23 protein-coding genes are annotated in these 26,009 nt (G+C 37.0%); 14 read left to right on the top strand and 9 right to left on the bottom strand.

Annotated features, from left to right (window positions below; all coding sequences use genetic code 11):
* Positions 1–11: 11 nt before the first annotated feature.
* From COMX_RS08275 to COMX_RS08265, 3 genes are all read right to left on the bottom strand, one after another.
* On the bottom strand, positions 12–848 hold the full coding sequence (locus COMX_RS08275) for an OmpW/AlkL family protein (protein WP_034339822.1): 837 nt from the start codon (positions 846–848) through the stop codon (positions 12–14).
* 310 nt (positions 849–1,158) lie between these two features.
* A complete protein-coding gene (locus COMX_RS08270) occupies positions 1,159–2,877 on the bottom strand; it encodes a stimulus-sensing domain-containing protein (RefSeq protein ID WP_371827980.1) in 1,719 nt (572 codons plus the stop codon).
* Positions 2,878–2,992: 115 nt separating this feature from the next.
* On the bottom strand, positions 2,993–3,706 hold the full coding sequence (locus COMX_RS08265) for a response regulator transcription factor (protein WP_034339818.1): 714 nt from the start codon (positions 3,704–3,706) through the stop codon (positions 2,993–2,995).
* 276 nt (positions 3,707–3,982) lie between these two features.
* Here COMX_RS08265 and grpE point away from each other — a divergent pair, with 276 nt between their 5' ends.
* From grpE to trmB, 6 genes are all read left to right on the top strand, one after another.
* A complete protein-coding gene (gene grpE, locus COMX_RS08260; protein WP_034339815.1) occupies positions 3,983–4,606 on the top strand; it encodes a nucleotide exchange factor GrpE in 624 nt (207 codons plus the stop codon).
* 228 nt (positions 4,607–4,834) lie between these two features.
* On the top strand, positions 4,835–6,754 hold the full coding sequence (gene dnaK, locus COMX_RS08255) for a molecular chaperone DnaK (RefSeq protein WP_034339813.1): 1,920 nt from the start codon (positions 4,835–4,837) through the stop codon (positions 6,752–6,754).
* 127 nt (positions 6,755–6,881) lie between these two features.
* Positions 6,882–8,009, top strand: a complete 1,128-nt coding sequence (gene dnaJ, locus COMX_RS08250) for a molecular chaperone DnaJ (RefSeq protein ID WP_034339810.1) — start codon at positions 6,882–6,884, stop codon at positions 8,007–8,009.
* A 28-nt stretch (positions 8,010–8,037) separates the two neighbouring features.
* Positions 8,038–8,835, top strand: coding sequence for a 4-hydroxy-tetrahydrodipicolinate reductase (dapB, locus tag COMX_RS08245; protein ID WP_034339807.1), 798 nt, complete (start codon positions 8,038–8,040; stop codon positions 8,833–8,835).
* A gap of 101 nt (positions 8,836–8,936) precedes the next feature.
* Positions 8,937–10,124 (top strand): methionine adenosyltransferase, encoded by a 1,188-nt coding sequence (metK, locus tag COMX_RS08240; protein WP_034339804.1) that lies wholly within the window; start codon positions 8,937–8,939, stop codon positions 10,122–10,124.
* Positions 10,125–10,143: 19 nt separating this feature from the next.
* On the top strand, positions 10,144–10,890 hold the full coding sequence (trmB, locus tag COMX_RS08235; protein WP_034339802.1) for a tRNA (guanine(46)-N(7))-methyltransferase TrmB: 747 nt from the start codon (positions 10,144–10,146) through the stop codon (positions 10,888–10,890).
* Here the strand turns inward: trmB and COMX_RS08230 are convergent.
* Positions 10,887–11,537, bottom strand: a complete 651-nt coding sequence (locus tag COMX_RS08230; protein ID WP_084051572.1) for a DedA family protein — start codon at positions 11,535–11,537, stop codon at positions 10,887–10,889. The two genes, trmB and COMX_RS08230, sit on opposite strands and share 4 nt — an antisense overlap.
* A 540-nt stretch (positions 11,538–12,077) precedes the next feature.
* Here COMX_RS08230 and COMX_RS08225 point away from each other — a divergent pair.
* Together COMX_RS08225 and cueO are read left to right on the top strand one after the other, a co-directional pair.
* Positions 12,078–14,006 carry an alpha/beta hydrolase family protein gene (locus COMX_RS08225; protein WP_034339799.1) on the top strand — a complete coding sequence of 643 codons (1,929 nt, stop codon included), beginning with the start codon at positions 12,078–12,080 and terminating at the stop codon, positions 14,004–14,006.
* A 419-nt stretch (positions 14,007–14,425) separates the two neighbouring features.
* Positions 14,426–15,970, top strand: coding sequence for a multicopper oxidase CueO (cueO, locus tag COMX_RS08220; protein WP_034339797.1), 1,545 nt, complete (start codon positions 14,426–14,428; stop codon positions 15,968–15,970).
* A gap of 1 nt (position 15,971) precedes the next feature.
* Here the strand turns inward: cueO and COMX_RS08215 are convergent, their stop codons facing one another.
* Positions 15,972–16,127 (bottom strand): putative hemolysin, encoded by a 156-nt coding sequence (locus COMX_RS08215; RefSeq protein WP_282024191.1) that lies wholly within the window; start codon positions 16,125–16,127, stop codon positions 15,972–15,974.
* A 338-nt stretch (positions 16,128–16,465) separates the two neighbouring features.
* On the bottom strand, positions 16,466–17,368 hold the full coding sequence (locus COMX_RS08210; protein ID WP_034339791.1) for a glycosyltransferase family 2 protein: 903 nt from the start codon (positions 17,366–17,368) through the stop codon (positions 16,466–16,468).
* A 213-nt stretch (positions 17,369–17,581) separates the two neighbouring features.
* Here COMX_RS08210 and hdeA point away from each other — a divergent pair, with 213 nt between their 5' ends.
* The 3 genes from hdeA (at position 17,582) to COMX_RS08195 (ending at position 20,824) form a co-directional block, all read left to right on the top strand.
* The gene (gene hdeA, locus COMX_RS08205; RefSeq protein WP_034339789.1) at positions 17,582–17,902 is read left to right on the top strand and encodes an acid-activated periplasmic chaperone HdeA; all 321 of its coding nucleotides are present in this window, start codon (positions 17,582–17,584) and stop codon (positions 17,900–17,902) included.
* A gap of 165 nt (positions 17,903–18,067) precedes the next feature.
* On the top strand, positions 18,068–19,447 hold the full coding sequence (gene dalD, locus COMX_RS08200) for a D-arabinitol 4-dehydrogenase (protein WP_034339786.1): 1,380 nt from the start codon (positions 18,068–18,070) through the stop codon (positions 19,445–19,447).
* A gap of 102 nt (positions 19,448–19,549) precedes the next feature.
* Positions 19,550–20,824: an MFS transporter gene (locus COMX_RS08195; protein ID WP_034339782.1), complete on the top strand. Its 1,275-nt coding sequence runs from the start codon at positions 19,550–19,552 to the stop codon at positions 20,822–20,824.
* A gap of 111 nt (positions 20,825–20,935) precedes the next feature.
* On the opposite strand, the gene COMX_RS08190 is transcribed toward COMX_RS08195, so the two are convergent.
* Positions 20,936–21,175, bottom strand: coding sequence for a hypothetical protein (locus COMX_RS08190; RefSeq protein ID WP_034339779.1), 240 nt, complete (start codon positions 21,173–21,175; stop codon positions 20,936–20,938).
* A gap of 11 nt (positions 21,176–21,186) precedes the next feature.
* Here COMX_RS08190 and COMX_RS08185 point away from each other — a divergent pair, with 11 nt between their 5' ends.
* Entirely contained in the window at positions 21,187–21,975 is a 789-nt protein-coding gene (locus COMX_RS08185) for a hypothetical protein (protein WP_034339777.1), read from the top strand.
* A 138-nt stretch (positions 21,976–22,113) separates the two neighbouring features.
* On the opposite strand, the gene COMX_RS08180 is transcribed toward COMX_RS08185, so the two are convergent.
* Both COMX_RS08180 and ubiA read right to left on the bottom strand, forming a co-directional pair.
* Positions 22,114–22,770, bottom strand: coding sequence for a class I SAM-dependent methyltransferase (locus tag COMX_RS08180; RefSeq protein WP_034339773.1), 657 nt, complete (start codon positions 22,768–22,770; stop codon positions 22,114–22,116).
* Entirely contained in the window at positions 22,770–23,681 is a 912-nt protein-coding gene (ubiA, locus tag COMX_RS08175) for a 4-hydroxybenzoate octaprenyltransferase (RefSeq protein WP_034340186.1), read from the bottom strand. Before ubiA ends, COMX_RS08180 begins: the two co-directional genes overlap by 1 nt.
* Before the next feature lie 115 nt (positions 23,682–23,796).
* Between ubiA and COMX_RS08170 the strand changes: the two genes are divergently transcribed.
* Both COMX_RS08170 and COMX_RS08165 read left to right on the top strand, forming a co-directional pair.
* Positions 23,797–24,531 (top strand): RsmE family RNA methyltransferase, encoded by a 735-nt coding sequence (locus COMX_RS08170; RefSeq protein ID WP_034339771.1) that lies wholly within the window; start codon positions 23,797–23,799, stop codon positions 24,529–24,531.
* A gap of 53 nt (positions 24,532–24,584) precedes the next feature.
* Complete coding sequence (locus COMX_RS08165) at positions 24,585–25,970, top strand: glutamate--cysteine ligase (protein WP_034339769.1); 1,386 nt, start codon at positions 24,585–24,587, stop codon at positions 25,968–25,970.
* Positions 25,971–26,009 lie beyond the last annotated feature (39 nt).

Raw genomic sequence — 26,009 nt, 5'->3', positions numbered from 1 at the left:
TCCGCAAATGGTTAAAAGCGATACCCAATACCCCCACTAACCACTGTAGGGTTCAAAGAAGTACGAGCATCAATTCTGCCTGGACTGTCATTAAGATGCGCACGTTGATTTAACAACATTTGTTTTGCATCGACATTAAAGAACCAGTTTCCAACAAGTTGATAGTCAAACCCTACATTGAAAGATGGTCCAACCGTGGTTTCCATGCCCAATTTTTGAACAATGCCACCACCTGGTTTAATATTATGCCAGAAAGCAACCGTTAAGCCAACACCAACATATGGATTAAATGCTTTATGTGGACGAAAATGCCATTGTGCAGTAAGTGTAGGAGGAAGAACCCATGCTTTACCAACATGAACATCTCCAGCAGCTGTTCCTTTGGCCCAGATACTGTGGCGAGTACTAGATGCAATCAATTCAAAAGCTAAGTTATCAGTAACAAAGTAATTTGCACTTAATTCTGCCATTACGCCGTTAGATGCTGTAACACGTCCACCAACTGAAGTCCGGCTGCTTGTGTTATTAGCAATTGTTGCTAATGCGCCTAAACGTACAATAAAGTCACCCTTTCCAAGACCAATTTTAGTTACACCAGGACAAGTTTGAAACACACCGCAATGTGGCTTTGGTGCTTTTGGTGTTTTATACATTGGAACATCACGATATTGGACTTTTCCACTCCAACCTGATGCCCAAATTTCTTCTCTCACCATTGGCACTGATGCTGAATTTTGTGCTTGGTTAACAGCTGGACCCAAATTTGTATTTGAGTAATTTTGCGCATAACCTGCTGCAGGAGCAAGCATAGCAGCAGCTATAGCGATACGACTTAATGACTTTTTCATATTCGAAAAACCTTACTGACTTAGCAAAGGAACTATACCTCTTTTTAATAAAATCTAGTCGCTATCTAATCAATCAAAAAAACTCATATTCAGCTTCAACAAAAAAACATGTTGCTTAAAAACAACTGTTTTTCAAGCTTAGAAAAACTACTTTCCTAGAGCACCCCTTGAAAACTGCAAAAAAAACAAAAAAAATCAATTTTTTAAAGCATTTTTAATGCATGTTTTCAAAATATATAAAGCGCAAAACGAATCGAAAAAAATGTATCCTATTTACACCATTAACCCACATTGTATCGTGATATATTTATCATATCACCCTAGGCAAAGAAACAATAAAACGAGCACCAACAATTTTTCCTTGCTCATCATGTTGATTGTGCGCCTGAATCGTTCCTTTTAATGCAACAACAATTTGTCTACAAATAGAAAGCCCCAACCCTGAATGTTGTCCAAAATTTTCACCCTCTGGACGTTCTGTATAAAACCGTTCAAAAATACTATTTAATTTATTTTCTGGAATACCAGGCCCCTGATCACTTACAATCAACTCAACCCGATCCTTAGTTGCTTTAACTGACAAAGAAATCAAACCATTAGGAGGGGAAAACGAGATTGCGTTTCCAATAAGATTACGCAAAACTTGTACTAATCGGTCTTCCACTGCTAATACTTTTAAATTTTGCTGATGAGGATCGGAATCTATTTCAACGATAATATGGGGATCATTTGGTTTATATGTTGCCTCATATAACTCGGATAATAATTTATAAATTGGCATCACTTCAACAGCCTCTGGAGTCGTACGAGACATTTCTGTTTCAATACGACTAGAACTGGCAATATCTGTAATTAAACGATCTAATCTACTCACATCATCACGAACCACATAAAATAAACGCTTTTTATGCTCTGGATCAGAAATTCTGGGTAATAACTCTATAGCAGATCGAATCGAAGATAGAGGGTTTTTTAACTCATGACTGACATCTGCTGCAAATCGTTCAATAGCCCCCATTCTAGTCCATAAGGCCTTAGCACTATCCTGTAATGCCCTGGCCAAATCACCAATTTCATCCTTTCGACTTAACAGCTGCTGAGGAACCATACCTGTTGGACGAACAGAATCGCGCATTCTGTGCGTTGCAATAGCCAAAACCAATAAAGGCCTAGCGATCGTTAGCGACAAATACCAAGACATTAAAACAGTAATGATTAAGGCAAGTAAAAATAAAACTAAAATTGAAGAGCGAACTGCAAATAAAGCCTTATCTACATTGGTTGCCTCTCTGGTTAACTGGATAATTCCAACCGTTTTTCCTTGATGTACAATAGGCTCTGAAATCGTAATTAATAAACGATGATCCACAGCCCTACGAATATAAGGGGGCATTTCTTGACTATTAGGATCATTTGTAAATTGTAAATATTTTTTTACAGCATTGGGTACAGCCTCTGGGTCAGCATTCACTGACAAATTCTTAATTTTCCGCTCTCCAGAATAGGGCATCCAACTTAATAAATGAGTATAAACCTTTTCCAACACAGTATCATATCGTGTATTAATTACCTTCTCATTCTCTGTATTTACCTTATGAAATTCATTTTTATATTTTTTATTATAAGAGGGTAAAGATGATTGCGCTCCCTGTTTATATAAATATTGTTTCTCCTTACCTTCAACACCACTATCAACAACTAACTGACCATCTGGGGCATAAACGCGTGCACGGACATTAGGGCTCGGCTCTGTCAAGCTTAACAACAGAGGCTGTGCCAATTCAACAGATAAAAAATGAATATCTATTGGTTTTTGGGTAAACATCACCTCAAAACCACCCTCAGAGATCATTTGATCTTTAATTTTACGCGTTGCACTTTGTCCCAAGGCACCAGCATAAATCTTCGCTTGCTCTCGCAATGCTGTAACTTCTGTTTCCAAAAGGCTATTTTGAAATTGATTTAAATAAAGGAGTGTTGCTACTAAAACGACCAATGGCAGAGCATTAACCAATAAAATGCGCCGCATTAAAAGGGATGAAAAGCGTGCTTTATAATTTATTTTAGAGGTTAAATCCGCTTTATCACGCCTTAAACAGGAAAAAATATGCTTCATCTTTAATTAAAGTGACCTGACCTATCGATCAGTCTTCCTTATATCGATATCCAATACCGTATAATGTTTCTATTTTATTAAACTCAGAATCAACCTGACGAAACTTCTTACGAATCCGTTTAATATGACTGTCTATGGTCCGATCATCAACATAAATATTCTCACCATAAGCAGCATCAATCAACTGGTCTCTTGACTTAACCAAACCAGGACGCATCGCCAGCGCTTTGGTTAACAAAAACTCGGTAACGGTTAATTGGATATCTTCGTTATTCCAACGACATTGATGACGCAAATCATCCAAAGTCAAAGATCCGCGCACCACCATCCCATTGGCAGCCCCCCCTCCTTCTACTTCTATTTTATTTACATCATTACGCCTTAATAACGCTCGGATACGTTCCAATAATAAACGTTGTGAAAAAGGTTTGGTAATATAATCATCAGCACCCAAACGCAAACCCATTAGCTGATCTATTTCTTCATCTTTAGAAGACAACATAATCACTGGCATTTGAGAACGATTACGAAGTCTTTGTAAAAGTTCAATTCCATCCATACGAGGCATTTTAATATCTAGGACGGCCAAATCTACAGGGCGTGACAATAACCCCTGCAAAGCACTTTCACCATCTGTATATGTTTGCACAGCAAAACCATCAGCTTCTAACATCATAAAGACAGAGGTTAAAATATTGCGATCATCATCTACTAACGCAATCACATATTTTCCTGCTTCCATATCGATTACTCCATTCATGAAAATCAAAATTATATATACAAACCAATAATGGCAAAAAATACGCATTACGCCCTAATTACCATATATATTTAAAATAAAAACCATTTAACTTGGTCAGCATATTGTAATTCTTATTTGAATTCCTTGTTATCTTTTATAAATTTTATTAAAATAGAAGTATGATAGTTTTAGATTCTAAATTATCTGCAAGTTTGTTATGAAAAATAAGAGCTTGTTTTTATCATAAATGTTAACAACAAAAGTACATAAATTATTATGACACAACAAGAACATGAAAAAAATGAAACAGAGGCTAGCAATGGCTCTGTACAAGAAGATGTGTCCTCTGGACATGAAAGCATTTTTAATCAAACCTCCACAGAAACAAAAAACGCTGCCGAGGATGTTGCTGTTGAAATAGATCCAGTTGAAAAACTGCAAACTGAATTACAAGAAGCCAAAGACAGCTGGTTGCGTTCAGAAGCAGAAAACCAAAATCTCCGCAACCGCCATAAAAAAGAGCTCGAAGATACACGTTTATACGCAGTGCAGAAATTCGCTCGTGACGTTGTTGAGGCAGCTGAAAATCTACGCCGTGGCATCGATAGCCTTCCTCCAAAATCGGAAGATGAAGATCCAATTCTTACCAAAATGCGTGAAGGTTTTGAAAGCACAGAACGTTCATTTCTTCAAGTCCTAGAAAAAAATGGTATTAAATATGAAGATCCAACTGGGGCTGCATTCGATGCCAACAAACATCAAGCTATGGCAGAACAACCTTCTGATGAGCATCCCGCGGGAACTGTTATACAAAGCTGGACGCCTACATGGACATTAAATAACCGTCTATTAAAACCCGCAATGGTTATTGTATCCAAAGCAGGCGAGAAAAAAGAATAAAAACTGATATTAACTTTGATTAAGTTGCTGACTTAATGAAAGTTTTATGTATAATATAGTATTAGATAATTTTTCCTTGAATCAAAACTCAAGGATACATATTTATAGTTTATATCACTCCTGTGGCTTAGCCAAAATTGGGAGATCATAGTAGTGATAATATTTTAAAAAAAAGGACTTTTGCAAGACGCTTCGGGTCTTATAAAAGTTGCTAAAAGGAGCTTATTAATGAGTAAAGTTATTGGTATCGATTTAGGTACAACAAACTCTTGTATTTCAATCCGTGAAGGGAATGAAACAAAAGTTATCGAAAACAGCGAAGGCGCACGTACAACCCCATCAATGGTTGCTTTCACTGAAGGTGACGAAATGTTGGTTGGTCAATCTGCAAAAAGACAAGCTGTAACCAATCCTACAAACACTTTATATGCTGTAAAAAGATTAATTGGTCGTCGTTATGACGATAAACTAGTAGAACGCGATAAAAAACTCGTTGCTTATGACATTGTCAAAGGCGACAATGGCGACGCATGGGTTGAAGCACGCGGCAAAAAATATGCACCATCACAAATATCTGCATTCATTCTTGGAAAAATGAAAGAAACAGCAGAATCTTATCTTGGTGAAAAAGTTACACAAGCTGTTATTACCGTTCCTGCTTACTTTAACGATGCACAACGTCAAGCAACCAAAGATGCTGGCAGAATCGCAGGACTAGAAGTTCTTCGTATTATTAACGAACCAACAGCTGCTGCATTGGCTTATGGGTTAGAAAAGAAAAACAGTGGCACCATTGCAGTGTATGACTTGGGTGGTGGTACTTTTGATATTTCTGTTTTGGAAATCTCTGACGGTGTGATCGAAGTTAAATCAACCAACGGTGACACATTCCTTGGGGGTGAAGATTTCGATTCTCGTATTATTGAATTCCTTGCAGATGAATTCAAAAAAGAACAAGGAATTGATCTTCGTGGCGACAAACTCGCACTTCAACGTTTAAAAGAAGCTGCTGAAAAAGCTAAAATTGAACTATCTTCATCTAAAGAAACCGAAATCAACCTTCCATTTATCACTGCTGATGCTTCTGGACCAAAACATTTGGTACTTAAACTAAGCCGTGCAAAATTAGAAAGCTTGGTTGAAGATTTAATCAAAAGAACACTTGATCCTTGTAAAGCTGCATTGAAAGATGCTGCATTATCTGCTGGTGGTATTGACGAAGTAATCTTGGTGGGTGGTATGACCCGTATGCCTAAGGTTATTGAAACCGTTAAAGAATTCTTTGGTAAAGAACCTGCACGTAACGTAAACCCTGATGAAGTTGTTGCTATTGGAGCTGCTATTCAAGGTGCGGTATTAAAAGGTGATGTTAAAGACGTTCTTTTATTAGACGTTACCCCACTATCTTTGGGTATTGAAACTTTGGGTGGTGTATTTACCCGTTTAATCGACAGAAATACAACGATTCCAACAAAGAAAAGCCAAACTTTCTCTACTGCTGAAGACAACCAAAGCGCTGTTACCATTCGCGTATGTCAAGGCGAACGTGAAATGGCCGCCGACAATAAATTGCTAGGTAACTTCGACTTAACAGGTATTGCCCCTGCACCTCGTGGCGTTCCTCAGATTGAAGTAACATTTGATATTGATGCGAACGGTATTGTTTCTGTATCTGCAAAAGACAAAGCAACAGGTAAAGAACAACAAATTAAAATCCAAGCTTCTGGTGGTTTATCAGATGCGGATATTGAAACCATGGTTAAAGATGCAGAAGCAAATGCTGATGCAGACAAAGCCAAAAAAGAAATGGTTGAAACCCGAAATCAAGCAGATTCATTGGTTGCTCAAGTAGAGAAAAATCTACAAGAACATGGTGATAAACTTGATGACGCAACAAAAACAGAAATTGAAACTGCTGTTGCTGATGTTAAAGGCAAAAAAGAAAGCAATGATGTCGCTGAACTTAAAGCAGCAACAGAAAAGCTTTCTCAACTATTAATGAAAATTGGTGAAACAATTTACAAAGCAACTGGCGGTGCTGATGCTGCGGGTTCAGCAGGCAACCAAGAAAATTCTGAAAAACCTGAAGAAAATGTTGTTGATGCAGACTTTGAAGATGTCAGCAATAACGATAAAAAGTCTACCTGATCATTTCGCAGGTATCTAAATAAATAAGATATATAGCTATATATCTTAAATTAATTTGAGGCCCGCGCTTCTTTCCGAAGGCGGGCTAATTTATTATACACCAAAATAAGTTGTTTTGAGAGTATCAATGTCTAAACGTGATTATTATGAAGTGCTGAAAATCAGCCGCACTGCGACCCAAGTAGAAATAAAACAGGCCTATCGTAAAAAGGCAATGAAATATCATCCCGATCGTAACCAAGGGGATCCAGAAGCAGAAGCTAAGTTTAAAGAGATTAACGAAGCCTATGACATTTTAAAAGACGAGCAAAAAAAGGCTGCCTATGACCAATATGGTCATGATGCTTTCCAAAATGGTGGACCTGGTGCTGGTGGTTTTGGCGCGGGTGGTTTTGGTGATATCTTTGATATGTTTGGCGACATGATGGGGATGCGCCGTGGTGGTCAAGGACAAAGACGCACTGGGGCAGATATTCAAGTTCAAACAGAAATTCAACTGACTGAAGCTTTTTCAGGTATAAAGAAAACAGTTAAATATCAAAGCAAGAAATCTTGTTCAAGCTGTGATGGATCGGGTTCAGAAGATAAAAATCAAGGTAGTAAAACATGTCCGACATGTCATGGTGCTGGGAAAATCAGGTCTCAACAAGGTTTCTTCCTTGTGGAACGCCCATGTCATACCTGTCATGGATCAGGTCAAGTCATCAGCAACCCTTGTAAAAAGTGTCAAGGTACTGGCTTGGAAAGTCAAGAAAAAGAGCTTGAAATTGATATTCCAGCAGGAATTGAAGATGGAACCCGAATCCGCATCGCTGGTGAAGGTGAAGCCGGCAGCAATGGCACCCCACCTGGTGATTTATACGTTCATGTGAGTGTATTACCGCATGAAATATTTCAACGTGATGGTGGAACAATTTTCTGTCGTATTCCTGTAAGAATGACCCAAGCAGCATTGGGGGCAGAAATTGAAGTTCCCATTATTGACGGCGGCAGAACCAAAGTTAAAATTCCAACAGGAACACAATCTGGCAAACAATTTCGCCTCCGTGGCAAAGGGTTCTCTGTATTAAGATCTTCTTCTCGTGGTGATATGTATATTGAGGTCAAAGTTGAAACGCCTCAAAACCTTACGAAACGTCAAAAAGAACTTCTTGAAGAATTTGAAAATGAATCTCAAGACGGACACGATCACGGCAGCCCAGAAACATCAGGATTCTTTAGCAAGGTTAGAGATTTCTTTGAGGGTAAATCTTAATTCTATTTCTTAATATGAAAGTTTTAAAATGACATCATCTCCTTTACGAATTGGTATTGCTGGTATTACTGGGCGTGTTGGGCGTTTATTAGTAGAAGAAGTCCAACAACAAGAAAACGCAATTTTATCAGGTGGGACATCTTTATCCAAAGATATCAAAAATGCATCTGATACCATTCCAGTCTTTGATACTATTGATGCGCTGATCCAAGTAAGTGATGTCATTATTGACTTTACCAATGCAGCGATTACTGCAACTCATGCCAAAGCCTTTAAAAACAGCGATGTTGCATGGGTTTTGGGAACAACTGGAATTGATGAAGAAACTCAACGATTAATTCGTGAAGCCGCAAGCACAATACCTGTGATACAAGCCGCGAATTTTTCACCAGGTGTAACATTAATGATGCGCCTTGCAGGTGAATTGGCAAAGGCATTACCTGCCAATCAATATGATGCCGAAATTATTGAAACCCATCATCGTCAAAAAGTGGATGCCCCTTCTGGTACAGCTTTGGCTATTGGGGAATCTATTGCCAAAGCAAGAAATGTGCAACTTAAAGATGTAAAAGAATCTGGGCGTGACGGTGTGACTGGCGCCCGTAAAGAAGGTGCCATCGGATTTGCAGCCCTTCGTGGTGGACAAATTGTGGGGGAACATAGTGCTCTTTTCTTGTCTGATGTCGAAGAAATTAGCCTGACTCATAAAGCATTTGATCGTCGTATTTTTGCCAAAGGGGCTGTTCGTTCTGCTTTTTGGAGTGCAGGAAAACCAGCAAATTTATATGGTATGACCCATGTTTTGGGACTTGATCCTGTGCAATAAACAAAGTTTTTTTTACTTTTGCTCTTGACGTAGAGGTCACAAAAGGGTCTGTTAACAAATTCGTTTTTTTACATTTAATTAGATGGGATAGCAGAAAAATTATGCGAAACAATAGCGATTTTCTGTTCGCTTCTGAATCAGTATCTGAAGGACATCCAGACAAAGTTGCTGATCGTATCAGTGATGCCGTATTGGATACATATCTTGCAGCCGATCCAGAAGCTCGCGTAGCTTGTGAAACTCTTGTCACCACAAACCAAATTATTTTGGCTGGTGAAGTTCGTGGCCCAGAAAGCATTACCAAAGAATTGCTTATTGAAAAGGCTCGTGAAACCGTAAAAGAAATCGGTTACGATCAAGAGGGCTTTTCATGGAGAAATGCTAGTGCCTTAAACCTTCTTCATGCACAGTCTGCTCATATTGCTATGGGTGTGGACAGTGGGGAAGGTAAAGATGAAGGTGCTGGTGACCAAGGGATCATGTTTGGGTATGCTACCACAGAAACAGACAGCTTAATGCCTGCACCAATTTACTATGCTCATAAGATTTTACAAAATCTAAATGATCTTCGTAAATCCAGTGATCCAAAAGGAAAAGGTTTCCTTCCTGACGCAAAAAGCCAAGTTACTTTACAATATGTAAATGGTAAACCTGTTAAGGCGACTTCTATTGTGTTGTCAACTCAACATGAAGAAGCCATGAAACAAAGTGATATTCGTGATACATTACGTGAACTAATCACCAATACACTTCCTGAAGGCTGGATGTGTCCTGAAGATGAATTTTATGTCAACCCAACAGGCCTATTCATTATTGGTGGCCCAGATGGAGATTGTGGATTAACAGGGCGTAAAATCATTGTTGATACATATGGTGGGGCTGCACCGCATGGTGGTGGGGCGTTCTCTGGTAAAGATCCAACCAAGGTTGATCGTTCTGCAGCATATGCCTGTCGTTACCTAGCAAAAAATATTGTTGCAGCAGGTCTTGCCGATAGCTGTACGTTACAGATTTCATATGCTATTGGTGTTTCTCATCCTTTATCTGTTTATGTTGATTTACATAATAGTGGTAAAGATATTAATGAAGAAAAACTCGAAAAAGTTCTTCGTGAAGTGATGGATTTATCTCCAAGGGGGATTCGTAAGCATTTACGCTTGAACCGTCCAATTTACAGAGAAACTGCAGCTTATGGTCATTTTGGTCGTACGCCTGATCTCAAGAAAGATAATTTTACTTGGGAACAGGCTGACCTTGTTGACACTTTACGTAATGCGTTCAATCGTTAATTTGTAAAGACTGGTTGTTATGAATACTACAAAGAAAAGCTCCTCTGAGAAGGAGCTTCTCTTTTCATTAGAAAATGAAAAGCCCGCAACTGAACGTTTATATGGTCGCCGCCGTGGTCATCCACTTCGTGATCGTCAACAACGTTTATATGATGATTATCTACCCAGAATAAAATTTCCACAATCTGCTTTGAAAAATCCGAAAGATGCCTTTGGTCAAATACCCGAAGAAGTCTGGATGGAAGTTGGCTTTGGTGGTGGGGAACACAGTATTGCCCGACACCGTGCAAATCCTGATGTTGGTTATATTGCCTGTGAAGTTTTTGAAAATGGAGTTTGTTCGCTTTTATCGAACCTATTAGATGAAACTGACGATGAAAAAACAGCACCCATTCCAGATATGCTACGGCTTTGGAATGAAGATGCACGTATTTTAATTCGTGAATTTCCAGATCAATCTATTGATAAACTCTTTTTAATGTTTCCAGATCCTTGGCCAAAAGCTCGTCATTCTAAACGACGTTTTGTGCATCCTGATCGTATTCCTTTGTTACATCGGATTTTACGTCCTGGTGCGCATTGGCATGTTGCCAGTGATGATCCTACTTACCAAGAATGGGTATTGGAGGTCATGGGAAATCAGTCTTATTTCGAAAAAGTTTTAGAAACGTCTGAACGCCCATCTAATTGGCCATCTACGCGATACGAACAAAAAGCATATCAAGCAGGTAGACAGCCTATTTTTTGGATATTTAAAAAAGTCTAATTATTTATACTATGATCTAACTCGGCAGACTCACGCTCAGCTTCTTTCTGAGCGTGTTCAATTAATCTCTTTTCATTTTTATGAATAAACCAGATAAATGAGAGTAAAATAACACCCCCAATAACCCCTAATATAATTCCGATAGTTCCTTCAAGCTGTAAAATTTGTTTACCAAGGAAATAGGAAATATAGCTATATCCGCCAGCCCATGCTATGCCACCCAAGGCATTATAGAACATAAATCCCCTCCAAGGCATTTTATTAGCACCAGCTAATAGCGCTGTAAATAAACGCAACAGCACCATAAAACGTCCAATAAAAACAACTTTACCGCCATGATGCTTAAATAAATATTGACCAAGTAATAAACGCTCTGGGGTTAATTTAAATTTAGGGCCATATTTTTTTAAAAGACGATATCCAATCTTATGCCCAATTAAATATCCAAAGTTATCCCCCATAATCGCGCCAATAATTGCAGAAAGTGCAATTAAATTAATATTTAAACCACTTTGATGAGAGGCTGCATAAATAGAAGCAGCAATCAATAATGTCTCGGCAGGAAGCAACAGCCCCATACTTTCCAACATAATCACCAAACCAACAAGCAAATATCCGTAATAACTATAATCACGGATAAAATCCATAAATTGTTCTACCAGTGTTCTATACCCATCAATATATTATAGAGTTATTTAAAATAGCTTTACCTCATTATTTGTCTTTATGAAACCAAAAACTACATATCTACGACATACAAAAGGTTCTATTAAAATTCTTTTACCTCATCAAACCATTCCTTCACTTGATCCTCTGAAATATCCAAATGACACTCTTTTACCAATTGGTAGACAGCATTCCTCGTATCTTCTCGTTCAGTTGTTTCAATATATGGTAATGTATTTATAAATTGACTGAATTCAAAAAATAACATCTTTTACTTCATTGTTGGCGTTAGCTGCTTCCCTAGCAGCTAATTTATAAGCTATAGATGCTTTTTTTCATTTTCCACAGACCAACCCGAAAATAAACATCAGTCTCTGTCATAAACCATAATTTACTTTTTAATTTACTGACCGAGAAATAAATATCATCTGTATCAGGTAACTCCTTACAAATTATTTTTATGATATAGTATTATTTCAATAGTAACAGATAATTTAAAGATACTTGTAAAGGTTGTATTGATGACTGATTTGAAAACACCAAGCTTATGCGGCAGCTGGATATCTTCCTTTACCCCTCAAATTGTTAACGGAAAAAATATTATATTTTCAGAACTAACCAGGGATCATCATGATATTTACTGGCTCGAACGTCGCCCAGCAGAGCAAGGTCGAACCGTGTTGGTTAAATGGAATAAGCAAGAGGGGATTAAAGATATCACACTTTCTCCATTTTCAGTGGGTAGCCAAGTGCATGAATATGGTGGAGGGGCATATCATGTTCATAATCACCAAATTGTTTTTAGCGATCAAAAGACAGGATCTGTTTGGTTTATTGATAACAAGCAAGAGCCTGTTCTTATTTTTCAAAATGATCAATATCGCTTTGCCGATTTTCAAATCAAAGGCCAGTATATTCTATGTGTGGCTGAACGTCATCAACAAAAGCAGGTCAAAAATAGTCTTGTTGCTTTGTCTATATCTACACCTCAGCAAATAACAATAATAACAGAAGGTGCAGATTTTTACAGCTTCCCTCGTCTTTCCCCAGACCAACAACATCTAGCATGGATTGAATGGGATCATCCCCATATGCCTTGGGAAGCAACCCGTTTATGTATCGCACATATCAATCAAGCATCTCACTTAGAAAATAAAAGAATCGTTGCTGGTATTGATCAAGAAGAATCTTTAATCCAACCCGGTTGGACATCTGATAATCAGTTAATTGTTTGTAGTGATCGCAATAATTATTGGAATTTATACCAAGTTGACAGAATTAATCTTCAATTAACCCCTATTGCCCCTATGGAGGCTGAAATTGGCTTACCTGCATGGGTGTTTGGACAACAAAGCTGGTATTTCATCCAAAATAATCATTTTATTGCACAAAAAATTACCAATGGCTGTGCTGAAACAATTCTTATCAACAACAATAAAATTACCCCTATTGATTTAGATTATCCCAATACTTGCCCTGTTCCTTTGCAAGATCAAAACAGTTTTGCTTGGATTAATAACTCACCTTATCGGCCCGCACAAATCATGATGCAAGATTCAGCTGGCAAGCAGCATATATTAGCTCAAGCAACCTCTATTAAATTCGACCAAAAAGATATCTCTTATGGTCAGCCTATTTGTTTTTCCACGCAAGACCGTCAAAAAGCCCATGCCTTCTTTTATCCTCCGACCAATAAAGACTATTGCTCTATCCAAGGAGAACTCCCTCCTTTACTCGTACTAGCTCATGGTGGACCAACAGGACAGACAACCAATGCTTTTTCACCACGCATTCAATTTTGGACCAGTCGAGGATTTAGCGTTATTGATGTAAATTATCGAGGCTCTACAGGGTTTGGTAAAGAATATCGTAATGCTTTACAAAAAAATTGGGGCATTCTTGATGTGCAAGATTGTATTGATGCATGCCAATATCTGATTGACCGAGGCAAAGTCGACCCCAAACGAATTGTAATCAGGGGCAGCAGTGCGGGTGGTTTTACCGTTTTAACTGCTTTAATTCAATCCCAATTATTTGCTGCTGGTTCTTGTCTTTATGGTGTAGGCGATTTAACCGCCATGGCCGAGGATACGCATAAATTCGAAGCACGATATCTTGATGGATTAATTGGAAAGTATCCTGAAGAAAAACATATTTATAAAGAACGCTCTCCCCTCAATCATATCCACAACATCAAATCTCCCTCAATTATTTTTCAGGGGTTAAAAGATAAAGTTGTTCCTCCATCTCAAGCCGAAGCAATTATCAACGCATTAAAAGAAAATCATATCCCTTATGCCTATTATACATTTCCAGAAGAAGGACATGGTTTTCGACAAGAGGAAACTTTAACAAAAGTATTAGAAATGGAACTTTCCTTTTTTGGTAAAATCCTTGGGTTTATCCCTGCTAATTTAAACGAAGAAGTTAGTATTTATCGAAAGAGTTAATAAAATAAAAGCACTCTAGACATCACTGAACTTCTCATTAAATTACAAGGATATTTAATTACCAACATTATTGCTTTGGATAAGTGTATATTAACTAATGGTGTCATTTTGGGTTATGTTAATCCTTGACCTATAACGCATCAAATTTGACAAGTTACAGCAATGATCTCAGCAATAACTCATTAATATTGAACTTACTTGCACAGATCCATAGCAACACCGTCAAATAAAAGAGGAAAGTGATATTCCAGAACATATTCAACCTAACTCGAATAATATTATGAATAGAAAATATATCCCATGGCATCATGCAGTCATCAAGAAAATTCAACCTCATATTTGCCATAAAAATAGTTAAATATTTGTAAAATAAACCTTATGAGTATTATTGTCATACTCTTATGTAAAAGATTAAAAATATGAACCGTCGTGATTTTTTAAAACTAACATCTCTCTTAGGTATGGCTGGAACAGGGCTTTTCCCCTATCATCCTGCATTGGCAACACAAGATAGAACAATTTTGCCTATTCCACCGCTATTACATCCTGACGCACAGGGTAATATAAACCTTACTTTACAAGAGGGCAGCAGCCAATTTATCAATGGTAAACGGACAAAAACATGGGGAATCAATCAAGCTTTTCTGGGTCCTGCATTGATATTAGATGTTAATCAAAAAATCTCTGTCACAATTAATAACCAACTACCCGATCCAACTACCCTTCATTGGCATGGATTAATTATTCCCGGATCTTCTGACGGTGGCCCCCAAGATTTAATTCCATCCAAACAAAGCCAAACCGTTCACTTTATCCTTCAACAACCAGCATCGACTTGTTGGGTACACCCACATCTTCATGGACAAACTGGCAAGCAAGTTACGATGGGCTTGGCAGGATTAGTCTTAATACAAGATGAACAAAGCAAAAAACTGCCTTTACCTACAAATTGGGGCAAAGATGATATCCCTGTTATCTTACAAGACCGACAATTTAATACTCAAGGACAATTTGAATACAAGCTGGATATTATGAGTGCTGCTTTGGGATGGTTTGGTAATCATATGCTTACCAACGGCGCATCCTATCCCCGACACATTGCACCCAAAGGATGGTTACGCCTGAGATTCTTAAATGGGTGTAATGCACGAACGTTAAATCTTGCTACTAGTGATGGCAGACCTTTTTATGTAATCGCCAGCGATGGTGGTTTTTTACCACAACCTGTCCAATTAGATCATCTTCCCCTTTGGATGGGAGAGCGTTTTGAAGTGTTAGTCAATACTTCAGATGGCAAAGCATTTGATATTATCACAACACCTACGAACCAAATGGGAATGACACTTGCTCCATTCAATCAAGCTGTTCCTGTTTTAACTATACAGCCTTCTTCGGAAAGTCATCATACAAAACTTCCAGATCATTTAATGAATATATCTGTAATTCCAGAGTTGAGCCATATTCCCGAACGCAAACTACATCTCATGATGAACCCCAAACTCGATATATTGGGCATGCAGGCTTTCTCAAATCGTTATGGCCAACACTCCATGCATCACATGGATATGGCACATGATATGCATTCTGTATCCCAACATTCAGATCAACCATTTAATTTCCACGCTGGAAATATGATTAATGGCGTTCCCTATCATATGAATCAACCTCTTTTTAATGTAAAGCAAGGACAATATGAAAGATGGGTTATATCAGGAAAAGGGGATATGATGGTTCATCCTTTCCATATTCATGGCACTCAGTTCCGTATTTTATCAGAAAATGATGCCCCCCCTGCGCCACACAGAGCTGGGTGGAAAGATGTTGTTCACGTCGAAGGAAAGACTAGTGAGGTCTTAGTTAAATTTGATCATTTAGCTGATCAAAAAAGAGCCTATATGGCACATTGTCACTTGCTGGAGCATGAAGATACAGGCATGATGTGCGGTTTTACAGTGAGTGCCTAGCTTATTTAGATAAAGAATGATCTCTTCGGTATAAAGCCCATTCTTCTATTAGTTCACCACTGGGCAATTTACAATTTGCATATTGCCCCTGTGGATTATTCATCAATATTGATTTTCCATGTAATTCTACACAATAAACAGATGCTGGGTTTGGCATACCAATCACCTTATTATTTTCTGAATGGTGACATCCGCTTATTGCTAGAAAAAGAAAGATTGGATATATAACTCTAAAATTCATAATGACTAACTTTTACTTATAATACTATATATAGCATAATTTTGAACTAAATATTGGGCAAAAACACTTAAAAATCGAAATGACACACATTTTTCTCAAATTGTCAGAAATCTTGTTTGTCATAGAGACAGAATAACTAATGCTATACATAATGGCTCATTATATTATGACCCTATGTATGAAATAATCTTTATAAAGTAACTTAGCTAATTCAAATCAAAATAAAGACTAGCACAGTCTTTGTTCTAATTGTGTTAATCTAGCTTATATTTTCGATTTTCATGACGGCCATATAAATAATAATGCTTAGCAGGATCAACACCAGCTGCCTTAACATCTGGATACATATTTAGATAAAATTCACGATCGAAATCCTTTAAAATCTCCCATTCTGGTATTGTAATTCTATGCCCAAAATCTTTAAACTCAGATAAAAATTCATGTCGTTGTTGTTCGTTAAACCAGGGTTGGCGATATAAAGATTCTTGATTAAGGCCATATAATAAATGCTCATTCTTCTTAGCCTCATCTGGACTACCATTTGAAGGAAGCAGACTTAATTCCAAACCACTATTCATTACCGCATATAATATTGAATTATCTTCTCGGATAAGACCTCCAAATCCAGCTTTAATAAAACGATTAGTATATTCTGTATGTTCGTGACCATAACGACCAAAACGGCTATCCATATAGCCTATCAGAGGGAAGCTCTCTTTACTAATTCCAATAGCAGGCCCCTGTAACGCAGGGCATAATCCTGGGCTTTGAGCTATACATTGACCAAATGACACCTGAGGTTTTACAAAATCAGAAACATAATTAATATGCCCATGAAGTAATGTTCCTTGACACCACTCGACGTCCCATCCGTACATACATGGTAAAATATCATCGTCAAGTAATAAAAAAGCATCTGAAGATGTATAATTAGCTAAATAATACAAACCTCTATTTTTATTCCAAGCAACTCCTTTATTTACACCTGAAATATACGGAATATTTTCCTTTTCTAAGAGATCAAGCGTATTATCAGACGACCCATCATCACAAACAATTATTTCATACTCATTCAAAGAAAATTTGCGAATAAGGCGAATTTGTTTGATTATATGCTCGGCTCTATTAAACGTAGTAATAGCAATTCCAAGTTTCATTTTTACACTTCAAAATTGATTTTTGATTAAAGTCAAATTATATCATAAAAAAATATTATATCTCTAATATTTTCATTAAGTAAATATTAATAATTAATTATTTTTTAGAATAAATAATCAATCTTATCCCTTTTTTTTTCTAAAATATTTATTATCTAAAGTATTATAAATAACAATTACATCTAATTTAAAAATCAAATAGGAAATTACGTAATGATAAAACCAATATTATTCTTAGCTGCATGCATTTTATCTATCGGAACAGTAACTACTGCAAATGCTATAGAAAAAAAACAAGAAGTAAAACCGGTTGGGCAATTAACCTGCCAAGATTTTTTGATGTTAGATGACAGTTTTAAACCAACAGCTGTCGCGTTTGCTGAGGGTGTGACAAAAAATGATAAAATTGTAGATCCTACATTAGATGTACAAGGAATTGCCAAAGTCGTTCCTGTTTTAGTTCAAGAGTGTACGAATACCCCAAAAGATAATTTTGTACATAAAGTCAAAACTCATCTGAATAATAAAAAATAATAACCTGATACATAAACTTTACCTGTATTTTAACCTGATTACTTTTCGTCAGGTTATTTTTTACACATCACAACAGTGTGATAGGCAAAAAAACATTACTGTCTATCACGAAATTGTCATATAGTTTAAGTCATACTAATTTTACTTTTAAAAAGATTTAAGAACATGACAAATATATGGATGCATATTGGTGCTGGATCATTTCATCGTGCTCACCAAGCTTGGTACTTACACCGTTTATTACAAGAGGTTTCCTCAGCAGATCAGTGGAAAATTGCCATAGGTGGTATTCGCAATGATGTTGTACCGCTTCTTACCGCTCTTTCACAACAAAATAACGAATATATTTTAGAAACCGTTACTCCACAAGGTGTACGTAAATACGAAAAAATCACCTCAATTGCTAAAGTTCTACATTGGGATGAAAAAATGACTTCCTTGATTGAACAAGGTGCAAAAACAGAAACTAAAGTCATCGGATTTACAGTAACCGAAGGTGGGTATTATTTAGATACAAGTCACAATTTAGACCCCAACAGTGCTGATATTCAAACAGAACTCAGCGGTAAAATTTGTACAATTTATGGCGCTTTACGAGCAATTTTAAAAGAACGTATTAAACAAAATGGTAATCCTGTTACCTTGTTAAGCTGCGATAATTTACGTCATAATGGGGATCGTTTTCGACATGGATTCCTACAATTTCTTGAACTTTGCAAAGATCAAGAATTACTTGAATGGGTAAAGAAAAACACCACATCTCCGAATGATATGGTTGATCGTATTGTTCCGCGTCCTGCTGCTGACCTTGCTCCTCGTGTAAAAAAAGAAACAGGTGTTGATGATAAAGCCCCTGTTATGGGTGAAGCTTTCATTCAATGGGTTATTGAAGACAGATTTATCGATGGCCGCCCAGATCTTGAAAAGGTCGGTGCAGAAATGGTTAAAGATGTTCAACCTTATGAAGAAGCAAAAATTCGCATCTTAAATGCTAGCCACAGTTGTATTGCTTGGGCAGGAACCTTAGTTGGATTGAATTATATTCATGAAGGTACGCAAACCCCTGAAATTAAACAATTGGCATGGAATTATGTTACTGAAGATGTCATTCCCTGTTTAACGCCATGCCCATTAGATCTTGAAAAATATCGAGATGTAGTATTAGAACGTTTCAGTAACCCAGATATTCAAGATACTAATCAACGTGTTGCAGCTGATGGATTATCTAAACTTCCAGGGTTTATTACCCCAACGCTTGTAGAATGTTACGAACGTGGTGCTGAACCAAAAGCAACAGCTGTACTTCCAGCTTTATTCTATGTGTTCCTAGAAGAGTGGCACAAAGGAAATATTCCTTATGAATACCAAGACGGCATCCTAGATGCAAAAGCAATGCACACAATGCTTGATAGTAAAGATCCAATTGCACAGTTTGCAGGGGATAAAGCATTATTTGGCAGCATCGCTGGGAAACCAGAATTTGTCTCTTTGATGCGTCAAACAATTGAAAAAATGAGAAATTGGAAAAATAACTTTAAAAAGTAATTTTTAATAATGCTCATAAGGCAACACAGATTAAGTGTTGCCTTTTTTTACGCATGAATTTGCTAATTTTTCTAATGGACTTCATCTGTCAAAGAGCATCTTATGAACTCACAAAAAATCTTATTTGGTTTTATGCCTGCAACATTAATTTGGGGCTATATTGCCATTGCCATTTTTATGGCGGGAGACGGTTTTGAACTGGCTTTCCTATCCAAATATATTACGAATATGGGTTTTTCCCAAGAGCAAGCAACCTTTGTTTTTACCGTCTATGCTTTTGCTGCCGCAATTGCTGCGTGGAGCTCTGGAGTTATTGCAGAGATCATTACACCTCAAAAAGCAATGTTCACAGGCTTTGCAATATGGGTTATTTTCCATATTCTATTTATGACTCTTGGAATAGGTCTGCATAGCTATCCATTAATCGTTATTTTTTATGGATTACGTGGATTTGGATATCCTTTATTTATCTATTCTTTTATTATTTTACTTATACACAACCTTCCAGCAAGTAAGATTTCCACAGCAATGGGTTGGTTTTGGGCCGCGTATTCAATTGGTCTAGGAACAATTGGTGGGTTACTTCCTGGATTTACCAATACATCAATTGGTGAACATGGCACGTTATGGCTAGCATTAATTTGGGTTGCCGTTGGTGGGTTGCTGGCACTTTTCACATTACGCAAAGTTAAAATATCTGAGGATAAGGCCAATTTATCCACTTCGGAAAAATTACACGAACTTACCAAGGCAATCACAATTTTATTTACCAATAAATATATTTTTATGTCTGCGTTAATTCGAATTATTAATACAATTCCTTTATTTGGTGTTGCAATTATTATGCCTTGGTTCTTGGAAGGTGATCCAAAACATAACATTGCTGGCCTTGGATTTTCAAATGAAGAATGGCAACAAATTTGGGCATTATTTTTAACCATTACCATTTTCACCAATATCTTATGGGGAATTATGGGGGATCATATTGGTTGGTTAAAACAAGTTCGTTGGGTTGGATGTTTTTGTGGTATATTCTCCTGCTTATCATTCTATTATGTACCTATTTATTTTGGTCATAATTATTATGCAGCCATGATTCCTGCTGTTCTATTAGGTATCACTGTCGCAGCCTTCGTACCAATGACAGCCGTTTTCACAACTCTTGAACCTAATCACCAAGGAGCCGCAGTCTCTATTTATAACTTATCAGCCTCTCTAAGCCAAAGCGTTGCTGCTATTATAGCAGGACTCGTTATTGGTATTTGGGGAGTTTCAGGTGTGTTATGGACATATGCCGCTTTGTATGTTTTTGCAGCAATTTTGACTTACTTTATCAAAGTTGAACAACCGAAAATTACAAAACTTGCTAAAAACTAAACTAAACATTTTAAACCCCCTGTAAAGGGGGTTTATTTTATTCATCACGCATAGGCATATAAGGGATAATAAACAAATCATTACATCGTTCATCTTTACAACCAAAATATTTTATTCCTTTTCCCTTGTGTCAAGTTGCCGTTTTGCACCACCATTAATATAAAAATCCCATTTTTCCCATTTCGAACTTAATTCAATTACATAGGCAAAATACATAAAAACAATAATAAAGAATAATATTTTATTAAGATAGAATAAAAAGCCTACTTTAATATGATTATTTCTATTTTTATTATAAAAACTCTTGTCTTTTTCTTTTTTTCCACTGTAAACAGAAAAGAGTGATTCCAAGGAGAGCCTTCATGAATAAATATGCGTTATATTTAGCTTCCATAATAACTATGTCTTGTATTTCATTTGCACAAGCAAAGGATAATGATCCTCTATTTATTAAACAAGATAAATATGATTCTTGGTTATTATCAGAATATTATAATGCGGTTACGCTAACTAGTGATAAAGGAGCTTCTCCAATCACAGTAGAAATTAAACCCTATGGATACTCTCTTATAATTAACGTTACTCTTGATCAAAAACAAAATAACTTCCCTGCAACTATAGAATTAGATGTTGGAGATTTTACAACAGAACTAAAAAGAGTAAGTCAAACAAATAACTATAATACTACATTAGAACCTATGCCTGCTTTGACTTTAATCAACAGTTTAAAAGAAAATAAGAATATTATTCTCTATACCGATAATAATGATCAAACCATAAATATCCCTTTAAACGGTATTAACAAAGCTATGGACGTTATGGATGGTTTCGCCAAAGATCATTATATTCCACTACCTCAACCCTTTTCATCAAAAATAGATATCTACGCAACCATGTCTATCCCTGATTTTATTCCTTTTGATCTTTATCCTGTTGTTCGTCAACAAAGCTATTATTATGATATTTGTAATGAAAAGGATGAAAAGAAAAGTAAGGGCCAAAATAAACAAGAAGCTTGTAAACAAGATAAACTATTAGTTGATATTTTGAATAAAAAAGGATTTTGTATAAAAGAAAATATTCAGCTTCCACAAAGCTTTATGCAAACTTCTAAAGTCTCCTATGAGTGGGTTGAATGCTCCAAAAAATAATTTTGTGTAGATAGAGTGTTAAAAAACGACCTATAACAGGTCGTTAATAAATTTAACAATTACATAATAGATATGATGTCTTCTCTACATATTTAGTTCGAAATTTTAATTAATCAACGAAGATAATCCACAAAATTTTTATTCACAAACTAACTGATACAAAACCGTATGACGTGACTTACAATCCTCTAACTCTAATGTTGTAGGAATATCATAAGTACATACTGGGTTCAGCTCTTTTTTAGGTAGATAGCTTCGCCCTGGGTCAGCAATAAACACAGTTGCACCTTGTTGTGCACATTGCTTTAACCATGGCCAGATATACTGGGTCATCGGGGCCTCATAACAGACATCTCCACAAAAAATTATATCCCATTCACAAAGCTGCCCTACGACATCATTGGAATTTTTATCAAGTAAGACATGATTAACTTTGGCATTTAAAGCACAGACCTTTTGTGCCAAAGGGTCAATATCTGCAACCTCTATATACGCAGCCTCGCATTTAGCTGCAGCAATTGCTGCAATTCCACATCCTGCAGCAAAATCAAGAATTTTTTTCCCTTTAACCATTTTTGGATTATCCAAAATATAGCGTGCCAGTGCTTTTCCCCCAGGCCAAGCAAAAGCCCAAAAAGGAGGCTCAATATTTTGATGATTTAACCAAGCCTCTGTAACTTGCCAAATAGGCGTAATTTCACTGGCTTGGTAAAGAGTAATCTCTGGAACAAAATCGGTTTTTTCTAAAATTGTATATTCTGTAATTAAGTTCTCGAACTGGGAAAAATTATTCATTAAATTAAATTGCCTATAAGAAGAGCCAAGGCAATTAGAAGCCCTGCGTCCCTGTTAGATTTAAATAAAGTTAAGCAAATTTTAGGATCGTGTAAATCAAATTTTATAATCTGCCATACGAAATGAATAACAGGAAACAATAAAGCCAACATTGCTATGGATGAATTATGATTTAAAATACTAGTAATCAACAAACAAGCAATACACAGTCCATAATTAACTGCTACAAATTGTTTACCAGCTTCGCCAGCCCAGCGCGCTGTTGATTTTACACCAACACGTTGATCGTCCTCTATGTCTTGATAGCCATATATTGTATCAAATCCGATTTGCCAAAAAATCGTGGCTGAATATAAAGCAGCTTGTGTCCATGATAAATATCCTGTTGCTGCAGCATATCCCAAGGGGGCTCCGAACCCAAAAGTAAATCCTAGTACTAATTGAGGCCACCAAGTAATTCTTTTTGCCCCTGGGTAAAGTGCTACCAAAATCAATGAAGAAGCCCCTAAAACCCATGATAAAGGATTAAGTTGTAATAATATTACGAACCCAATCATCAATAAAAAAAACAAAAATATAAGTGCTTGCTTAACTGAAATCGTGCCATTTGCGATGGGACGCTGTTGAGTACGTGCAACTTGTCGGTCAATATCCCGATCCCAAATATCATTTACCACACATCCTGCACTACGCATGACGACACTGCCAATAGCAAATAGGATAATCAATTTTATACGTGTCATTATGGGAATATCATGAGGCAACAAAATACCCCACATTCCAGGTAAAAACAGTAGCCAACTACCAATCGGGCGATCTATACGAGACAGTAACGCGTAGGGTTGCAAAGATTGAGGAAGAAAACGCACCCAAGACAAATTAATATCTGAACGTGATGAAGACTGATTCACAACAAATCCTGATAAAATAAAAAGAACAATAGAAAACAAGAATACAAGTTTTTATTCTTATAGTAATATCAAATTGTTTTCATTCTTTTTATGACCCAGATTCGATTGAGATTATATGTCTTTTACTCCGCGACTTTACCTTGACCCTTGTGATTTTGAAGCTTTGGCAACAGAAAAAATATTTCCTATTCCCACTGCAACAGCTCATTATTTGGGAAATGTTTTACGCTTAAGACCCTCAGATCAAGTCATTTTCTTTAATGAACGTGATGGTGAGTGGCATTGCGAGATTAGTCAAATAACCAAAAATAAAGGAACTATCACGGCTCAAAAGCAACTGCGTCAACCAATTATCCTTTGTGGCCCAACACTCGTTTTTGCACCTTTAAAACGAGATGCTACGGATTTGGCTGTTCGTATGGCGACTGAACTAGGGGTGCAAACCATTCAGCCTGTCAAAACGCTGCGCACCAATACGATTAAAATTAAAGAAGAACGTTTACGCACCATTACCATTGAAGCCGCCGAACAAAGTAATCGATTAACCATTCCACAAATAAGATCATTACAATCTTTGTTTGATTTTTGTGAGACTTGGCCAAAAAATAAGACCTTGTGGGTCGCAATAGAACGTTGTGTTGATTATCAAATACCCATTGATAAGGCACAAGAATATCGCAGGGATGATGGAATTTTAATTGGACCCGAAGGGGGCTTTGATCCTAATGAAATAAAAAATTTACTTCTTTATGATTTTGTGCGACCTTTATCTCTTGGAAGTTTAGTATTAAAAGCAGAAACTGCTATAGTTGCTGGGTTATCTCGGTTTACTGAGCAGATTTGTGCTTAAGACACTAAATTTTTTTATTTTTTATACATAGACCAGAATAGATCGTTTTTTAAATGTCCAGTATTTTAGATCAAGACCAAACACCAATTACCTCAACCACTCAGTTAGCCGAACATTTAGCTGAAGGCTGTAAGCCCACTTCAAAATGGCGCATTGGTACTGAGCACGAAAAATTCGGCTTTATTCTTAATCAAGAAAATGAACGCTATTTATTGCCTCCAGCTTATGAACCTAATGGAATCAATGCCATTCTAACGTCTATGCAAAGACGCAACTCTGAATGGAAAGGAATCTATGACCAAGGTAACCTTATTGGGTTTGATACGGATCGGGGTGCTATTTCATTAGAACCTGCGGGACAATTTGAACTGTCTGGCGCACCTGTTAATGATATCCATGCAGCAAAACAAGAAATCGAATTGCATTTTCAAGATGTGCACCAAGCTGCTGATCCTTTGAATATTGGTTTTGCACCCATAGGATTCCATCCTTTTGCAACGCGTGCACAAATGCCTTGGATGCCAAAAGAACGTTATAAAATCATGAAAGCCTATATGCCAAAAGTCGGCACTTTAGGTCTAGATATGATGACCAGAACTTGCACAGTCCAAGTCAATCTTGATTTTTCTTCTGAAGAAGACATGGCACGTAAAATGCGTGTTTCTTTGGCTTTACAACCACTGGCCACGGCACTTTTTGCCAATTCTCCTTTTTATGAAGGCAAGCCCAGTGGATATCAATCAACACGTGCTCATATTTGGACTGATACAGATAATAACCGTTCAGGAATGCCACCCGCTTTCTTTGAGGAAGGTTTTGGATTTGAGCAATATGTAGAATGGTTGATTGACGTTCCCATGTATTTTGTTATTCGTGATGGCAAAATGATTGATGTAGCTGGAGAATCTTTTCGAAATTGGTTAAACGGTAAAGCCCCCAATGGGTTCGAAAATCAACCTGTAACGATGGGCGATTTTAAAAACCATATTACGACAGCGTTTCCAGATGTGCGGTTAAAGCAATATATCGAAATGCGCGGTGCTGATGCAGGCTCGCAAGAAATGATGTTAGCAATGTCTGCATTTTGGACAGGATTATTATATGATTCAGCAACATTGATCGCAGCAGAAAAGCTGGTTAAAGAATATTCTTGGCAAGAATATATTGAACTGCGCCCTCAGGTTATCAAAAGTGGTTTATCCGTTTTATTAGGTAAAGAAAATTTACGCCATTTTGGTAAGCGTATCTTAGCTTTGGCAATGGATGGGTTAAAAGCTCGTCACCTTCAGAACCTTCAGGGACAAGATGAGCGTATTTTCTTGGCACCATTAGAAGAAATCGTTCATGGCGGTCCTTGCCAAGCAGAATACTGGTTACAACGTTATGCCACCGTTTGGCAAGGCAACGTAAAACATATATTAGACGAAGCTAAAATATAGTTTATTCTTCACAAAAATTAATAAAGTGGAGAGTGTAAG

The sequence above is a fragment of the Commensalibacter papalotli (ex Servin-Garciduenas et al. 2014) genome (genome assembly GCF_000527695.1).
Classification (GTDB): domain Bacteria; phylum Pseudomonadota; class Alphaproteobacteria; order Acetobacterales; family Acetobacteraceae; genus Commensalibacter; species Commensalibacter papalotli.
Note: the sequence above shows the minus strand (reverse complement) of the source record. Positions and strands in the feature narration are given on the sequence as shown.

Bases quoted from the DNA above. Each gene is read 5' to 3' on its own strand.
- COMX_RS08275 (WP_034339822.1), bottom strand. From the start codon at position 848: ATGAAAAAGTCATTAAGTCGTATCGCTATAGCTGCTGCTATGCTTGCT.
- COMX_RS08270 (WP_371827980.1), bottom strand. From the start codon at position 2,877: ATGCGGCGCATTTTATTGGTTAATGCTCTGCCATTGGTCGTTTTAGTA.
- COMX_RS08265 (WP_034339818.1), bottom strand. From the start codon at position 3,706: ATGGAAGCAGGAAAATATGTGATTGCGTTAGTAGATGATGATCGCAAT.
- grpE (WP_034339815.1), top strand. From the start codon at position 3,983: ATGACACAACAAGAACATGAAAAAAATGAAACAGAGGCTAGCAATGGC.
- dnaK (WP_034339813.1), top strand. From the start codon at position 4,835: ATGAGTAAAGTTATTGGTATCGATTTAGGTACAACAAACTCTTGTATT.
- dnaJ (WP_034339810.1), top strand. From the start codon at position 6,882: ATGTCTAAACGTGATTATTATGAAGTGCTGAAAATCAGCCGCACTGCG.
- dapB (WP_034339807.1), top strand. From the start codon at position 8,038: ATGACATCATCTCCTTTACGAATTGGTATTGCTGGTATTACTGGGCGT.
- metK (WP_034339804.1), top strand. From the start codon at position 8,937: ATGCGAAACAATAGCGATTTTCTGTTCGCTTCTGAATCAGTATCTGAA.
- trmB (WP_034339802.1), top strand. From the start codon at position 10,144: ATGAATACTACAAAGAAAAGCTCCTCTGAGAAGGAGCTTCTCTTTTCA.
- COMX_RS08230 (WP_084051572.1), bottom strand. From the start codon at position 11,537: ATGGATTTTATCCGTGATTATAGTTATTACGGATATTTGCTTGTTGGT.
- COMX_RS08225 (WP_034339799.1), top strand. From the start codon at position 12,078: ATGACTGATTTGAAAACACCAAGCTTATGCGGCAGCTGGATATCTTCC.
- cueO (WP_034339797.1), top strand. From the start codon at position 14,426: ATGAACCGTCGTGATTTTTTAAAACTAACATCTCTCTTAGGTATGGCT.
- COMX_RS08215 (WP_282024191.1), bottom strand. From the start codon at position 16,127: ATGCCAAACCCAGCATCTGTTTATTGTGTAGAATTACATGGAAAATCA.
- COMX_RS08210 (WP_034339791.1), bottom strand. From the start codon at position 17,368: ATGAAACTTGGAATTGCTATTACTACGTTTAATAGAGCCGAGCATATA.
- hdeA (WP_034339789.1), top strand. From the start codon at position 17,582: ATGATAAAACCAATATTATTCTTAGCTGCATGCATTTTATCTATCGGA.
- dalD (WP_034339786.1), top strand. From the start codon at position 18,068: ATGACAAATATATGGATGCATATTGGTGCTGGATCATTTCATCGTGCT.
- COMX_RS08195 (WP_034339782.1), top strand. From the start codon at position 19,550: ATGAACTCACAAAAAATCTTATTTGGTTTTATGCCTGCAACATTAATT.
- COMX_RS08185 (WP_034339777.1), top strand. From the start codon at position 21,187: ATGAATAAATATGCGTTATATTTAGCTTCCATAATAACTATGTCTTGT.
- COMX_RS08180 (WP_034339773.1), bottom strand. From the start codon at position 22,770: ATGAATAATTTTTCCCAGTTCGAGAACTTAATTACAGAATATACAATT.
- COMX_RS08170 (WP_034339771.1), top strand. From the start codon at position 23,797: ATGTCTTTTACTCCGCGACTTTACCTTGACCCTTGTGATTTTGAAGCT.
- COMX_RS08165 (WP_034339769.1), top strand. From the start codon at position 24,585: ATGTCCAGTATTTTAGATCAAGACCAAACACCAATTACCTCAACCACT.